The organism is Chryseobacterium sp. JAH (assembly GCF_001507335.1).
GTDB lineage: Bacteria > Bacteroidota > Bacteroidia > Flavobacteriales > Weeksellaceae > Chryseobacterium.
Map to the genome: position 1 here is coordinate 258,374 of NZ_LMAH01000003.1, position 14,746 is coordinate 273,119.

Annotated in this window: 13 protein-coding genes; 11 read left to right on the forward strand and 2 right to left on the reverse strand. The window is 36.8% G+C overall.

Annotated elements, in window-relative coordinates; all coding sequences use genetic code 11:
• Positions 1 to 24: 24 nt before the first annotated feature.
• Positions 25 to 555 carry a hypothetical protein gene (locus tag AR685_RS08300; protein WP_059124273.1) on the reverse strand — a complete coding sequence of 177 codons (531 nt, stop codon included), beginning with the start codon at positions 553 to 555 and terminating at the stop codon, positions 25 to 27.
• Positions 556 to 738: 183 nt separating this feature from the next.
• Here AR685_RS08300 and AR685_RS08305 point away from each other — a divergent pair, with 183 nt between their 5' ends.
• The 11 genes from AR685_RS08305 to ribH all read left to right on the forward strand — a co-directional run bounded on the left by AR685_RS08305 (position 739) and on the right by ribH (position 13,556).
• Positions 739 to 2,094 (forward strand): c-type cytochrome, encoded by a 1,356-nt coding sequence (locus AR685_RS08305; RefSeq protein WP_047443224.1) that lies wholly within the window; start codon positions 739 to 741, stop codon positions 2,092 to 2,094.
• A 23-nt stretch (positions 2,095 to 2,117) separates the two neighbouring features.
• Positions 2,118 to 5,162, forward strand: coding sequence for a TAT-variant-translocated molybdopterin oxidoreductase (locus tag AR685_RS08310; protein WP_047443225.1), 3,045 nt, complete (start codon positions 2,118 to 2,120; stop codon positions 5,160 to 5,162).
• 25 nt (positions 5,163 to 5,187) lie between these two features.
• The gene (gene nrfD, locus AR685_RS08315) at positions 5,188 to 6,585 is read left to right on the forward strand and encodes an NrfD/PsrC family molybdoenzyme membrane anchor subunit (protein ID WP_047443226.1); all 1,398 of its coding nucleotides are present in this window, start codon (positions 5,188 to 5,190) and stop codon (positions 6,583 to 6,585) included.
• Positions 6,572 to 7,093, forward strand: a complete 522-nt coding sequence (locus AR685_RS08320; RefSeq protein WP_047443227.1) for a DUF3341 domain-containing protein — start codon at positions 6,572 to 6,574, stop codon at positions 7,091 to 7,093. Before nrfD ends, AR685_RS08320 begins: the two co-directional genes overlap by 14 nt.
• Complete coding sequence (locus AR685_RS08325; protein ID WP_047443228.1) at positions 7,086 to 7,775, forward strand: c-type cytochrome; 690 nt, start codon at positions 7,086 to 7,088, stop codon at positions 7,773 to 7,775. The genes AR685_RS08320 and AR685_RS08325 overlap by 8 nt, the downstream gene beginning before the upstream one ends.
• Positions 7,776 to 7,783: 8 nt before the next feature.
• Entirely contained in the window at positions 7,784 to 9,115 is a 1,332-nt protein-coding gene (locus AR685_RS08330; protein WP_059124274.1) for a hypothetical protein, read from the forward strand.
• 123 nt (positions 9,116 to 9,238) lie between these two features.
• The gene (locus AR685_RS08335; protein WP_047443230.1) at positions 9,239 to 10,255 is read left to right on the forward strand and encodes a hypothetical protein; all 1,017 of its coding nucleotides are present in this window, start codon (positions 9,239 to 9,241) and stop codon (positions 10,253 to 10,255) included.
• Positions 10,256 to 10,305: 50 nt separating this feature from the next.
• The gene (locus AR685_RS08340; protein ID WP_047443231.1) at positions 10,306 to 11,484 is read left to right on the forward strand and encodes an NTF2-like N-terminal transpeptidase; all 1,179 of its coding nucleotides are present in this window, start codon (positions 10,306 to 10,308) and stop codon (positions 11,482 to 11,484) included.
• 1 nt (position 11,485) lies between these two features.
• On the forward strand, positions 11,486 to 12,022 hold the full coding sequence (locus AR685_RS08345) for an adenine phosphoribosyltransferase (protein ID WP_059124275.1): 537 nt from the start codon (positions 11,486 to 11,488) through the stop codon (positions 12,020 to 12,022).
• Positions 12,023 to 12,324: 302 nt separating this feature from the next.
• The gene (locus tag AR685_RS08350) at positions 12,325 to 13,032 is read left to right on the forward strand and encodes a hypothetical protein (RefSeq protein ID WP_059124276.1); all 708 of its coding nucleotides are present in this window, start codon (positions 12,325 to 12,327) and stop codon (positions 13,030 to 13,032) included.
• Between the two features lie 2 nt (positions 13,033 to 13,034).
• Complete coding sequence (gene ribH / locus AR685_RS08355) at positions 13,035 to 13,556, forward strand: 6,7-dimethyl-8-ribityllumazine synthase (protein ID WP_059124277.1); 522 nt, start codon at positions 13,035 to 13,037, stop codon at positions 13,554 to 13,556.
• Positions 13,557 to 13,584: 28 nt separating this feature from the next.
• Here the strand turns inward: ribH and AR685_RS08360 are convergent, their stop codons facing one another.
• Entirely contained in the window at positions 13,585 to 14,745 is a 1,161-nt protein-coding gene (locus AR685_RS08360; protein ID WP_117584633.1) for a glutathionylspermidine synthase family protein, read from the reverse strand.
• Position 14,746 lies beyond the last annotated feature (1 nt).

The following is a 14,746-nucleotide window of genomic DNA, read 5'->3' on the forward strand; positions in this document are numbered from 1 at the left end:
AGCCCTTTTTTTTATTTTTAAGTACTACTTGGCTTCTGCACAAAAAATTCTGTACTGTACAGCAACAGCAGATTTGAAATATTCTCGCACTCTCGAAAGATCAGACGCAGCACTCTGTTTTGTAAAATAGCTTCCCGCTAGTATTTTATAATTTGGTCTAAGTGAAGCATCTGTTTCCACTTTTAGATTAGGAAATCTTTTTCTGAAATAGGCTTTAATTTCGTTGGCCTCATCATTACTTTTTACCGTAGTGATCTGAATTTTAAACCCTAAGATTCTTGGATTCTTTCTGCAAACTTCTGCGTTCGTCAATTCTCTGCTTGGAACAAAAATCTTTGCAGGTCTTGCCGGAGTATCATCATAATCAACGGGACTACTCACTACAACCCGCGAACATTTCTCTTCCAAACCCTTCATTGCATCGTTCACACGCGAATCCATCGTCATCACCAGCTCTGTACCAGAAAGTGTATCCCTTTTTACAACCTGTTGGGCATCAACGGTATAAAAACCAAAGAAAGAGAGCACCGAAAATATTTTAATGAAATTTCCCATTTAAACTTGTTTCTGCAAATTTAGAATAATTTAAAAATACAGCAACCATAGTTATTTAGAATAATTACAAATTAAACGTTAATGACATTTTCCCTTTTGGTTATACCGTTAAATTCATGTTAAAAATATTATTTTTGCGGGATTGATTACAGTTTCAATATTTACTAACATAAGATAATTTAAATGATTAGTTGGAGAAAGCATTATAAAAAAGGGCTGATTGCGATAGGTTTATTGCTATCAACAAGTGCTTCAATTTACGGGCAAGACGGCGATCCTAAAAATGGTGAGAAACTTTTTAAAGCAAATTGTACAGCATGTCATGCTTTAGACAAACAGGTTGTAGGACCAGCGCTGAAAGGTGTGGTAGAAAGACTTAAGTCTGAGCAAGGATTGGATACAGCATGGCTTCATAAGTGGATTAAAGACAACAAAGCACTCAGAGCTTCTGGCGACAAGTATGCCAACGAAGTTTTTGAAAAATTCAATAAGACTGAAATGCAGGTCTTTCCTAATCTTGCAGATAAGGATATCGACGATATTTTAGCGTACACCACTAATCCTCCGGCACCAGAGCCGGAAAAAACTGCTGAAGCAGCACCTGGAACAGAAGCTACAGCTGCACCAGCTAACAACACTACTTCAAGCATTGTAATCATTTCACTTTTGGCAATTGCCGGTTTATTGGTTTGGATCTTAATCAAACTAAGACAGCTTGTGAAAATGGGTCAATCTGAGGATTTGGCTGGGCTTAACGAAAGCAGAGTAAAATCTTTCAGCGAAATCTATGAAAAATACCACTACATCGGTAAAGGTCTTTTAGCTGTTTTAGCTATTTTGGCAACTTACGGTGTATGGAACTGGATCATGTGGATTGGTGTTTACAAAGGATATAAGCCAGATCAACCCATCTATTTCTCTCACAAAATTCACGCAGGAGAAAACAAAATCGACTGTCAACTATGTCACTCAAGTGCTAAATACGGTAAGGTTTCTGAAATTCCTTCTATGAACGTTTGTATGAACTGTCACAGAACAATTTCTGAGTACAACGGTAAATATCTTGAGCCAGGAAAAGACAAAGCATTCTACGATGGCGAAATCAAAAAGATTTACGAACATACTGGTTGGGATTCTGAAAAACAACAGTACACAGGTAAAACATCTCCTGTAGAATGGACAAGAATTCACAACATGCCAGATTTCGTTTACTTCAACCACTCTCAACACGTTGTAGCAGGTGAACAAGCGATTATCAACTCATTCAACAAGAAAAATCCTGACAACAAGATTGATGTTGTATGTAAAGCATGTCACGGTAAAATTGATACAATGAATGTGGTACAAATGGCAAACGACTTCACTATGGGATGGTGTATCGAATGTCACAGAACGACTGAAATTGATATGAACAACGGTTATAATAAAGAATACTTCAAAAATCTACACGAAAAGCTTAAGAAGCAATACCCTCAAGATGGTGGTAAGATTACTGTAGATGCGATTGGAGGTCTTGAGTGTGGTAAATGTCATTATTAATAACTAAAAAATCAGAAGTATAAATGGCTTCAAACAAAATACAATTTAGAAGTATTCACGAACTTAAAGACCCAGCTTTAAATGGTAAGCTGGCTCTTAAAGAGTTCCAAGAAGAAATTCCGGTAGAAGATTTCTTAGCAGATGCAGAAAAAAGTGACGCTAGTACAACAAGAAGAGATTTCTTAAAGTTATTAGGATTCTCTACTGCAGCAGTTACTTTAGCAGCTTGTGAGGCACCGGTAATCAAAACAATTCCTTATGTGGTAAAACCACATGATATCATTCCTGGAGTTCCTAACTATTACGCTTCAACATATTTTGACGGTTTCGATTTCGCAAGTGTTTTAGTAAAAACCAGAGAAGGAAGACCTATCAAAATTGATCCGAACCCAGCAGCTGGTGATTTAGGTAAAACCAACGCAAGAGCTCAGGCAAGTGTACTTTCTCTTTATGATAACGATAAAGTAAAGCAGCCTAAGTTTGAAGGTAAAGACGAAACTTTTGATAAAGTAGATGATTATGTAATCAAAGGTTTAGAAGAAGCTAAAGCTTCAGGTAAAAGAATTGTTTTATTATCTCACTCTTTTGCTTCGCCTACTTTCAAAAAATTATTTGCTGAATTCAAAGCTAAATATCCTACCGCTGAACTGGTAACTTATGATGCAATTCCTTACGCTGCTTCTTTGGATGCTGCACAGGAAGTATTCGGACAGAGAGCTTTACCTGTTTATGACCTAAAAGGTTCTGAGTTGGTGGTTGCTTTTCAGGCAGATTTCTTAGGAGACTACAACGCATCAAGTTTAGAAACTTCTTACGCTGCAGCGAGAAAGCCAGGAGCAAACATGATGAGACACATCCAAGTGGAATCAAACATGTCATTGACTGGTGCTAATGCAGATTCAAGATACAGATTAAAGCCAAGTGCTGTAAACAAAACTTTGGTTGAAGTTTACAACGCAATCGTTGGAGGTGGCTCTTCAGATAAATTAGCTAACGAGATTGCTAAAGAATTGGCAGCAAAAGGCAGCAAAGCTGTAGTTTTCGCTGACGGTTCCAAAGGTGCTCAGGTTTTAGCTCACTTAATCAACCAAAAATTAGGATCTGTAGCTTTCACTGGTAAAGCGAACTTCCTAAAAGAATTTGATAAAGTAAGATTCCAGGAATTTTTAGGATGGGTAAACGGTGGACATGTTGGTGTTTTAATCACAAACAATGTAGACCCAATTTATTCTCACCACAAAGGACAGGATTTCAAAAAATCTTTGGCTAAAGTTCCTTATGTTATTGCTGTTGCAGAAAAGAAAAATGAAATGTATAAAGCAGCGAAAGCTGTAATTCCGGTAGCTAACTGGCTAGAATCTTGGGGTGATATTGAACCTCAGTCTGGAGTTTATTCATTGATGCAGCCTACAATCCAAAAAATCTATAAATCAAGACAGATTGAAGAATCTCTATTGGTTTGGAAAAACGGAAAGAACAACGCAGCTAACAATTATTATGATTACTTAAAAGCGAATTCAGCTTCTGTTTTAGGTGGAACTTCATTCAACAAAGCTTTGTATAACGGTATCGTAGCTTCTACTAATGCAACTACTTTATCTTACGCTGGCGGAAATGCTGCACAGGCTGTTGCTGAATTAGGAAACTTTAAAGCTTCAGATCTAGAATTAGTTTTATATACGAAGACTTCTATTGGAGACGGAACTCAGGCAAACAACCCTTGGTTGCAGGAATTACCAGATCCATTGACAAGAATGTCTTGGGATAACTACTTGACAATTTCTCCGAAAGACGCTCAAAGATTAGAAATAGAAAACGATCTGAATGCAAGAATGCAGTTAGACGGTTCTGTTGTAAATCTTACAGTAAACGGAGTAACTATAGAAAACGTTCCTGTATTTATTCAGCCAGGTCAGGCAGACGGATCAGTAGGTCTTGCGCTTGGTTACGGTAAAAAAGATTCAGGAGCAACTGCAGATACTGGGGTAAATGCTTATCCTTTATTTGATGGTTCTAACCTTACAATTTCTAATGTTAAAATAGAAAAGACAGGTGAAAGCCACGAATTTGCAGGTATTCAGCTTCAAAATACCCTAATGGGTCGTTATGATATTGCGAAAGAAGTTCCTTTAACGGAATACTTAAATGTTGCATTTGACGACGAACACCACGGATGGAATAAGCCATTGGAATACCACACTATCAGCGGTGCATTACCAGCAGGTAAAATTGACCTTTGGGATGCATTTGATGATACTGACGGTCCTCACTTTAACTTATCCGTTGACTTGAACTCTTGTACTGGTTGTGGAGCATGTATTATTGCTTGTCAGGCAGAAAACAACGTTCCTGTAGTAGGAAAAGAAGAGATCAGAATGTCTAGAGATATGTATTGGTTGAGAATTGACCGTTACTATTCTGCAAAAGAAAAAATCGAGACTAAAGAAGGTGTAGAAAGAGGCTTAAATGTTCCTCAGTTGTACGACATCTTGATTGAACCAAATGAAAGTCCGGATGTGATCTTCCAACCGGTAATGTGTCAGCACTGTAACCATGCTCCTTGTGAAACAGTATGTCCGGTAGCGGCTACTTCTCACGGTAAGCAAGGTCAAAACCATATGGCTTACAACAGATGTATCGGTACAAGATATTGTGCAAACAACTGTCCGTACAAAGTAAGACGTTTCAACTGGTTTACTTACAATATGAACGATCGTTTTGATTTCAATCAAAATAACGATTTAGGAAGAATGGTACTTAACCCGGATGTTGTTGTAAGAACAAGAGGGGTAATGGAAAAATGTTCATTATGTATCCAGCAGACTCAGGCAACCATCTTAAATGCTAAGAAGGAAAACAGAAAAGTAACAGACAATGAATTTAAAAATTCAGTTGCTTGTGCTTCGGCATGTTCTACAGGATCATTGACTTTTGGAGACATGAATGACAAAGAATCTGAAGTGAGAGAATTATATTCTAGCAACAGAAGATATCATTTACTTGAAGAGATCGGCACAAAACCAAACGTGTTCTATCACACTAAAGTAAGAAACAGAGTAGAAAATTAAAGTTTAAATAATAAATAGGTAAAAAATGTCAGGACATTACGAAGCTCCGATAAGGGAACCTCTGATTATTGGTCACAAAACTTATCACGATATCACAGAAGATATTGCACGACCTATAGAAGAAAGAGCAGGAAAATTATGGTGGGTATCACTATATGCAGCCTTAGTTCTATTCATCTACGGATTTGGCTGTATCGCCTACACTATCGGGACAGGTATTGGAGCATGGGGGCTTAACAGAACTATTAACTGGGGTTGGGATATTACCAACTTCGTATGGTGGGTAGGTATCGGTCACGCCGGAACCTTAATCTCAGCAGTATTATTATTATTTAGACAACGTTGGAGAATGTCTGTTAACCGTTCTGCGGAAGCGATGACGATCTTCGCAGTTGTACAGGCAGCAATCTTCCCGGTAATTCACATGGGTAGAGTTTGGGTTGGATATTGGGTATTCCCTCTTCCAAACCAGTTCGGTTCTCTTTGGGGGAACTTTAACTCTCCTCTACTTTGGGATGTATTTGCAATCTCAACCTATTTCTCAGTATCTACAGTATTCTGGTTTATGGGATTGATTCCTGACTTTGCAATGATCAGAGACAGAGCAAAAACTCCTTGGACAAGAAAAATTTATACATTCCTTGCCTTCGGCTGGGGTGGTAAAGCAAAACACTGGCAGAGATTCGAAGAATTATCTTTGGTTCTTGCAGGTTTGGCTACTCCACTTGTATTCTCGGTACACACGACGGTATCTTTTGACTTTGCTACGTCAGTAATTAAAGGATGGCACTCTACGATCTATCCTCCTTACTTCGTTGCTGGAGCAATCTTCTCAGGATTTGCAATGGTACAGACCCTATTGTTGATCGCAAGAAAAGTTTGTCACTTAGAAGATTACATCACTATGTATCATATCGAAATTATGAACATTGTAATTATCCTAACAGGTGGTATGGTAACAGTAGCTTATGCAACTGAATACTTCATCGGATGGTACTCTGGTTCTAGATATGAAGACTTTACTTATCTTTCTCCGGGTGCAGCAACAGGACCTTACTGGTGGGCATTCTGGGCCTTGATATCATGTAACTTAATTATTCCGGCAGCGTTCTGGTTTAAAAGAGTAAGAACAAATATCATTGCTACATTTATTATTGCATTGATCATCAACATCGGTATGTGGTTTGAGCGTTTTGACATTATCGTTATCAACCTTTCAAGAGACTACTTACCAGGATCTTGGACGATGTTTAAACCAACCATCATCGATGTAGGTGTATACTTAGGAACTATCGGATTCTTCTCTGTATTATTCTTATTATATGCAAGAACATTCCCTGTAATCGCACAGGCTGAATTAAAATCGATTTTGAAAATCTCAGGTGAAACTTATAAAGCAAAAGAAGGAGATGAGCACCACTAAAATTGTATACGGACTTTATGCTGATGACGACGATCTAATGAACGGAGTTAAAGCATTCAACGATAAAGGAATCGCAATAAATGAAGTTTATACTCCATTCCCGGTTCACGGGCTAGATAAAGCTTTAGGTTTAAAGAAAACAAGAATTTCTGATGCTGCATTTATCTACGCTTTATATGGTGTGAGTATTGGCGCAACAGTTACTTGGTACGTAATGAATCATGACTGGCCTCAGAATATTGGTGGTAAACCAGCTTTTGACTGGGCACACAACATGCCGGCATTCGTAGTTCCAATGTTTGAATTAATGGTATTCTGTGCAGCACACATGATGTCTTTAACTTTCTTGGTTAGAAACAAAATGTATCCTGGTGCTCCGGCTCAGAACCCAGATCCAAGAACTACAGATGATAAATTCATGATGGAATTTATTACTGAAGATGTAGAATCTATTAAGCAGCTGCTTGTTGATACGGGAGTTGAAGAAATAACTGTTAAAGATGCTTAAAATGAAAAAGAATGTACTAAAAATTACAGCAGTTTTAGGTTTAACATCAGTTTTACTTAATTCTTGTGGACCGAAAGAGAATACACCACTGGTATATTTCCCGGATATGTACTTTCCGGTAGCTTACGATCCATTAATGAAAGCTCAGGATGCATATTCAGATCATGAAAATGAAATTCCAGCATTTGCTAATAACAGCTTTGCTACGGGCCTTGCTCCGGTAGAAGGTTCTGTTGCTCAAAATAAAGACGGTGTTTTTGAAGAAAGTAAACTTCCGAAAAATCCGGACGAGTACAACGCAGGTTACGATGCTTCAAAAACATTAACTGCTTCTCCTTTGAATCCAGCTAACGCTGCGAAAGATATCGAAAGAGGTAAAATGTTATTTGACCGTACATGTTCAGCATGTCACGGAACTGGAGGTGATGGTCAGGGACCAATCGTTCAGAGTGGAGCCTACTCAGGTGTACCAAATTATGCAGACAGAGAAATCACTGTAGGTTCTGTTCATTATGTATTAACAAACGGTAGAAATGCAATGGGTTCTTATGCAGGACAGCTGAACGCTGGAGACAGATGGAGAGTTGCGATGTATGTGATCAACGCTTTCAAAAAAGGCGCACCGGCAGCAGCAGCTTCAGCTACAGCAGCAAAAACAGATTCTACCGCAACTAAAAAATAAGAAAAGAAATGTATAGTTTTTCACCAAAATTAAAATCAACTTCTATCATACTTCTTGTTGTAGGTTTAGTTTTATTCGGAATCGGTTATTTCATGAATCATGGATTGACTGCAGAAAAAATAGAACACATGATGGAGGCAGTTCACTCTTCAGGTCACGACGCACCTACTCACTCTAGTGAGATGATAGGACCTCAGGATCATGCTTCACATTTAGAACATGCTACAATGCAGGTGCATAATCAGCCTTTGGCAGCAGTACATTTTGTCGCTGTATTTTTCTTCGGAGTAAGTTGTGCAGTATTGTTTTTCTACTGTATTCAGCACGCTGCTCACGCAGGATGGCCAATTATTATTACAAGAGTAATGGAAGCTATTGCTTCTTATATCCCTTATGGTGGTGCAATCTTGGTAATCATCATGTTGTTAAACATTTTACACCAAGGTCACCTATTCCACTGGATGGATCCGGATTTAACAGATCCAAACTCTGCACACTTTGATGTGATCTTATTTGAAAAGAAAAGATTCTTAAATATTCCTTTCTATGCAATCAGAACTTTGATCTACGTAATCGGAGCATCATTCTTCGCATGGAAATTAAAAGCGCAGTCTAAAAAAGTAGATGATACAAAATCTTTGGTTGAGTATCAGTTCCTTTACAGATGGGCAGTAGGATATATCGCATTCTTCGGATTTGCTTCTGCAGCTTGGGCTTGGGACTGGTTGATGTCTATTGACCCTCACTGGTATTCTACAATGTACATCTGGTATTCTATGGTGAGCTGTCTTTCTAGTGGTATTGCAGTAATTATCTTATTAAGTGTTTACCTTAAGAAAAACGGATTCTTACCACAGTTCAATGACAATCACTTGCACGATTTAGGAGTTTTCCTTTTTGCTACAAGTATGCTTTGGACGTACACATGGTTTGCTCAGTTTATGCTATACTGGTATGCAAACGTACCGGAAGAGGTAAATTACTTCTTCGGAAGATTCCAACACTACGGAGTTACGTTCTTACCAATGTTGATCATCAACTTCTTATTACCATTATTGGTATTGGTAAGTTCAAGCATCAAGAGAAACTACAAAGTGGTTACGATCATGGCAGTAGTTGTAATCTTGGGACACCTTTTAGATTATTTCAACATGGTAATGCCGGGAACAGTTGGTCCTTACTGGAACACTCCTGAAGTACTATTACTGGTATTGGGTGCTGTATTATTTGTTGTAGGATTATTTATCTTCACAGTAATGTCTGCATTAGCTAAATTGAAATTGATCCCGACAGGAAACCCTTTCCTTCACGAATCTGAAATTTATGAGTATCCTTTCTAAGGACTTGTAACAAAATATAACTTTAAAAGACTGATTTATCACAAATCAGTCTTTTTTTTACCTTCAAGGCAACCATTTCTAAAACTCACTGTCTTAATATTAAATAACCCTTAATAATAAACCATGAAAAAAAATCAATTATTCTCACTTCTCTTTATGTTGTTGTTTAATGTCTTCAATGCGCAAACCACAACTTTCCTTTCAGAAAAAACAAACCAGCCCTTACCCAAAGTCTCCGTATTCGGAAAAGACGGAACCATTGTTGCCCATTCTGACATTGACGGAAAAATTGAGAGAAACACTTTAACTCCTTCTCAGGAAAAGTTTCAATTGGTATACGAAAATTTATCGCTGGGAACATTTTCTTATGCTGACTTAGATAAAGATGTGGTAAAATTAAATGACAGAGTAAAAGATATTGAAGCTGTTGTTATTAAAAACAATAAACCGGCAAAATATGTTTTGATAAAAGGAAACTTTAATGCCTATGTAACTCTAAATGGTTCTTTAAATTGCTATGTTGACGGAATAGCAACATATGTTTTCGATAATAAAAGTAAAAAACTGAAAAGTACAAATGTTGAACAGTACAGAATTTTCAGATTAGAAAAAGTATCAAACGAGGATAAGCAGACCAGCTCTTTCGATTACAACACTTTCTTAAATCTGCCTCTTTTGAAAGATGTTGGAAATATTGCTGAATACAAAAGTAGAAGAGCTACAATTAAGGAACTAAAAGGAAATACAAAAGATGAAATAGAAATTAGCGGCAGTGCTTTACAGGAAAAAGAATTGGCTTTGTTTGGATACAGATTTTTTGATATAAGAGGATTAATCAATCACTCTTATGACAAAGATTCAAAAAAAACCTTAAGAGATTTCCTGGAATCCAATGAAATCATGTACATGAGTTTAAAGCATAAAAGTGAACCGAATTATAATAAAATCATCGCTTATAGAAACTTTTATCCTACAGAATTAGATTTCAGCGATAAGAACGATGTGGAAAAAGTAAAGTTTGACAAAAACATTAGTCAGTACAAAACCAATTATTGGCAGGATGCATCATTCCCCAATATGCAGACTATTTTCAGTTCATTTTTCAAAGAAGATTTAAAGGAAAAAGAAAACAAAAAATAAAGAATCTGTATTCATAAAGGTTTTACTAAATTTGCATCAAACCATATAAAATGAAAAAGCTAACTTTTCTAATGCTATTTAGTTTGCTTCTTTTTACATCTTGTAAAAAAGACCATGTAGATGCAACGACAACTCAGACTTTGCAGTCGAGCATTAATGATATGGCTTCAAGCCTTACAACGATCAAGCAAATAAAATTTAATGAAGCTCTATATATTCTAAAAACTTTCGGAGTAGAAGCTGAGGGAGATGTGAATGAGCTTAAAGCTTTAGGTCAGCTTATCAATGGAAAAAAGGTTCCTGAAATTCTGTCAATGGCAGATCAGGTGGCACAGAAAAATGGAATAGAATGGGCAAGTACAGCTCCGCCTTCATTAGGAGAAATGAATATTTTCGGCGATGAAACGGCAAAAGAAAGTGATCCAAACGATGTGCGCGCAACCTCACTAAATATCGCCACCCAATTATCTGGAGATACCGGAAATGGCCCTACAGCAATGCAGATTATTCCTAGATTGGTTGATAATGCTGGTAATCCGGTTTCATTCAACGGGGCAGCTTTGGAAACAACATTAGAAGTTTTCAGCAATGGAGTGAAACTTTCTACCGCAAAAAACCTGATGCAGGATAATAATTTCAAAGGGTTTCATCTTAGATTCTCCTCTTTATTGGCATCTAAAATTATGGACAATAAAATTGACATCACAGTTTCGGTAAAAACAACAGCCAAAACTTTCAAAATGTCTAAAATTGGATTGGATGTAAATCCTTCTGCCCTGAAAGTTCCTGAAGTTCCAAAAACAGATTCTACATTGATTGTTCAGGATCCCAATGCAGTAATTGATCCCAATAATCCGACAGGAACATCTACTACAGATCCAAACACTTCTACTCAGCCCAAACAGCCTACAACTGATCCTAAAAATACAGTAAGCAAGTTTTTAAATAACGTAAGTTCACAAAACTTAAAGGCTGCATTTGATGCCTCAAGTAACCCGACCTGGGGAAGCTATGAATCTTTCTCAAACCCAACGTCTGGATTTGGTGCTGTAAAAAATGTTAGCGTTAAAAATATCACCACTAACGCTACAAACCCAACTGCTGCAAGTGTAAATGCGACGTACGACGTGACGGATAAAAACGGAAGAACAACTTCTCTTAAAGCTACTTTTGGCTTAAAAAGCGTCAATGGAGAATGGAAAATCTCAAGCTATAAAATAAATCCTTAAAATGGCATCAGCGGAACTGATACAAAAACTGAATAACACGATTGAAAATATCGCAGATTTTCCGATTCCTGGAATTCAGTTCAAAGATATTTCGCCGATTTTTCTAGATCCGAAACTTTATCAGGAAGTTATTGAAGATCTCGTGAAATTCAGCAAAGGAAAAGTAGATGCAGTTTGCGGAATTGAAAGTCGAGGATATCTTTTTGGGATTGCTATAGCAGTAGCTTTGGATGTTCCCTTTATTTTAATAAGAAAGAGCGGTAAACTTCCGCCACCGATTATTTCAGAAAAATATGATTTGGAATATGGAAGTGCAGAAATTGAAACTCGAGAAGGCCAAATCAAAAAAGGTCAGAAAATTTTAATTCATGATGATCTCCTGGCAACTGGCGGAACTACCGAAGCGGCAGCAAAATTGGTTGAGAAGCAAGGAGGCAAAGTGGTTCAGTTTAGTTTTTTGATTGGTTTAAAAGATTTGAAAGGTGAAGAAAAGCTCAGGAAATTTGATTCGGAAATATATCATACTTTAGAATATTAACATTTCAATTCATTAATTTTTTGTTTAAAATATTTTAAGTATCAATCCGTAGAATGGAAGAGACTTTGTATTCTTAGCTGAGTGAAATCAATAAATTCGACGAAGTCAAACGCCTTTACAAACCTTAAAATAAAACAGCTAGTCGTAAAAAATCTTTGCGAACTTTGCATTAAAATTCAGCGATGTGCAAGCAAAAATTAATAAGAAAATAAAGAAATTACAATTCATCTAATAATACCTGCAAAGTATTTTGTAAATCACTCAGAAACAATTAAATTTGCAGTTCAATTTTTTAAGAATTTATGGCAAAATTGGGAAAAAATGCTCCAAATGAGCAAGAAGGTAAAGAAACAGTAGAATTTTTTAAAGACCTTGACAGAGAGGCTTTAAACACAGAAAGATTCTTAGAAAAATATCAGAAACCGCTAAGTGCGGCTTTTATCGGTTTAGTAGTAGGAGTTTTAGCTTATTTCGGATACCAGCAGTTTATGGTAGCTCCAAAGAATGCAGAAGCAGTAAAAACATATTTGGCTGCACAAAAAAATCTTACAGAAGGTAAAGATAAAGAAGCTTTAGGTGGAAAATCTGCTGCTAATCCTGGCTATCTGGGAACGTACAACGAATATTCTTCAACTAAAATCGGTAAACTTTCTGCTTACAATGCAGGGTTATTGAAATTTAAAGAAGGAAAATTCCAGGAGGCTTTTGATCTATTAGATAAATTTTCTTCTGATAACAAAACATTGATGGCAATGAAGTATGGTGCAATGGCAGATGCTAAATCTGGACTTAATAAAAACGACGAAGCGTTATCTTTATTAGACCAAGCAGCTTCAGCTTCAGATGATCCTTACACTTCTTACTTCTTCACAAGAAAAGCGGGAATCGTAGCTTTAGGAATGAAGAAAAATGCAGAAGCTAAAAAATATTTCGCAACTATTGACGAAAAATATCAGGACTACGACAACGGAATGTCTGATTCTTATATTGAAATGACTAAATATTACTAAACATGGCAACAGTTAATCTATCAGATTACAAGCCACTTCATATAAATAATGCCGAGGATTTTTCTATCGGCATTGTTTTTTCTGAGTGGAATGACTTTGTAACATATAATCTACGTGATGCGGCTTTAGAAATTCTTGAAAAAGAAGGTGTAAAGTCTGAAAACATCAAATTATTTTCGGTTCCCGGAGCTTTTGAATTGAATTATGCAAGCATGCAGCTTTGTAAAGAGCGAACGTTTGATGCGGTAATCGCTATAGGATGCGTCATCAGAGGTGAAACTCCACATTTTGATTTTGTATGTGATGCAGTGGCACAGGGAATTAAAGACTGCAATATCTTAACCGATACTCCGACTATTTTCTGCGTTCTGACAGATGACACCAAAGAGCAATCAATCGCAAGAAGCGGCGGAGATCTTGGAAACAAAGGTGTAGAAGCAGCAGTAACAGCTTTAAGCATGATCCAATTTAAAAGAAATCTTTCTGATAAAAAAGGAAATATCGGTTTTGGAAATAAACCGTAATCGATTCAAATAAAAAAGGAGCTGATTTTTACAGCTCCTTTTCTTTTATGTAAATTTTGTTTGAATCTATCAGATGAGGCATAAACCGGCTTTGATTATTGGTAATTAAATGAACGCTTTCTCTAATTCCAATTCCGGCAGCTTCCTGACCAATCACCCAACTCCCGATTACAGGATAGTTTCCGTCAAAATTTGGAAGTTCAAATAACTCTTGATAAATAAAACCTTCTTTGCCGTAATCACCATCATTTTCTTCAATCGCAACATTATTTTTAAATAAACTCACGTTGGCTCCTTCTCTTGAATAAATTGGTTTTTTAACGAAATTTTTTAAATGTTTGGGTTCAAAATAACATTCCAGTAAATAAGGATGATTGGGAAACAATTCCCAGAGAATCGGCAAAATAGCTTTTGAGGAAAGAAGAATTTTCCAAGCAGGCTCCATCCATTGAGATCTGAAATTATTGCTGACTAATTTTTCACCAAAACCATCCTGCAGAATCCATTCGTAAGGATATAGTTTAAAAATATATTCCATAATGTTCCGGTCTCCGGCAATGAATTCTTTTATATCTTCTGCCCATCCGATATCCTGGATCGGAATAAATTCTGTTTCGAAGCCCGCCTGCGTTGCACAGTCCCGCAAATATTCCACATTCGTAACATCTTCAATATTCGTTAACGATGCAAAATAAATATAATGCGGATTCATGTAATTTTTAAGATACTTCCAGTAATCCACCAGCTTTTCATGAATTGAATTAAACTGATCTTTGTACGGAAACATCTCCTGCAGCCAGTACCATTGTATCACCGAAGATTCATACAGAGAGGTCGGTGTATCTGCATTGAATTCAAGCAATTTTAAATTTTCGCCATCAAAACCAAAATCAAATCTCCCGTAAATTGACGGATGATCTTCTTCCCAGCTTGTAATAATATAATTTCTAAACCATTCTGGAATATTGAATTTGTCCCACAGATTTTTTTCAATAATATGATCAACAGCTTGAAGACACATTTGCCACAATTCGACAGTTGCGTTTTCAATTTTGTCGACTTCTTCTGATGAAAAGTCGTAATAATGACTTTCATCCCAATAAAGCCCTTCCAAAGAATGATAACCAAAACCTAAGTTGTCGAGCTTATGTTCCCAGTTTTTCCGGAATTGTGATTCTACTCTTTTCATA

Bases quoted from the DNA above. Each gene is read 5' to 3' on its own strand.
- AR685_RS08310 (WP_047443225.1), top strand. From the start codon at position 2,118: ATGGCTTCAAACAAAATACAATTTAGAAGTATTCACGAACTTAAAGAC.
- AR685_RS08320 (WP_047443227.1), top strand. From the start codon at position 6,572: ATGAGCACCACTAAAATTGTATACGGACTTTATGCTGATGACGACGAT.
- AR685_RS08305 (WP_047443224.1), top strand. From the start codon at position 739: ATGATTAGTTGGAGAAAGCATTATAAAAAAGGGCTGATTGCGATAGGT.
- AR685_RS08330 (WP_059124274.1), top strand. From the start codon at position 7,784: ATGTATAGTTTTTCACCAAAATTAAAATCAACTTCTATCATACTTCTT.
- nrfD (WP_047443226.1), top strand. From the start codon at position 5,188: ATGTCAGGACATTACGAAGCTCCGATAAGGGAACCTCTGATTATTGGT.
- ribH (WP_059124277.1), top strand. From the start codon at position 13,035: ATGGCAACAGTTAATCTATCAGATTACAAGCCACTTCATATAAATAAT.
- AR685_RS08335 (WP_047443230.1), top strand. From the start codon at position 9,239: ATGAAAAAAAATCAATTATTCTCACTTCTCTTTATGTTGTTGTTTAAT.
- AR685_RS08360 (WP_117584633.1), bottom strand. From the start codon at position 14,745: ATGAAAAGAGTAGAATCACAATTCCGGAAAAACTGGGAACATAAGCTC.
- AR685_RS08345 (WP_059124275.1), top strand. From the start codon at position 11,486: ATGGCATCAGCGGAACTGATACAAAAACTGAATAACACGATTGAAAAT.
- AR685_RS08325 (WP_047443228.1), top strand. From the start codon at position 7,086: ATGCTTAAAATGAAAAAGAATGTACTAAAAATTACAGCAGTTTTAGGT.
- AR685_RS08340 (WP_047443231.1), top strand. From the start codon at position 10,306: ATGAAAAAGCTAACTTTTCTAATGCTATTTAGTTTGCTTCTTTTTACA.
- AR685_RS08300 (WP_059124273.1), bottom strand. From the start codon at position 555: ATGGGAAATTTCATTAAAATATTTTCGGTGCTCTCTTTCTTTGGTTTT.
- AR685_RS08350 (WP_059124276.1), top strand. From the start codon at position 12,325: ATGGCAAAATTGGGAAAAAATGCTCCAAATGAGCAAGAAGGTAAAGAA.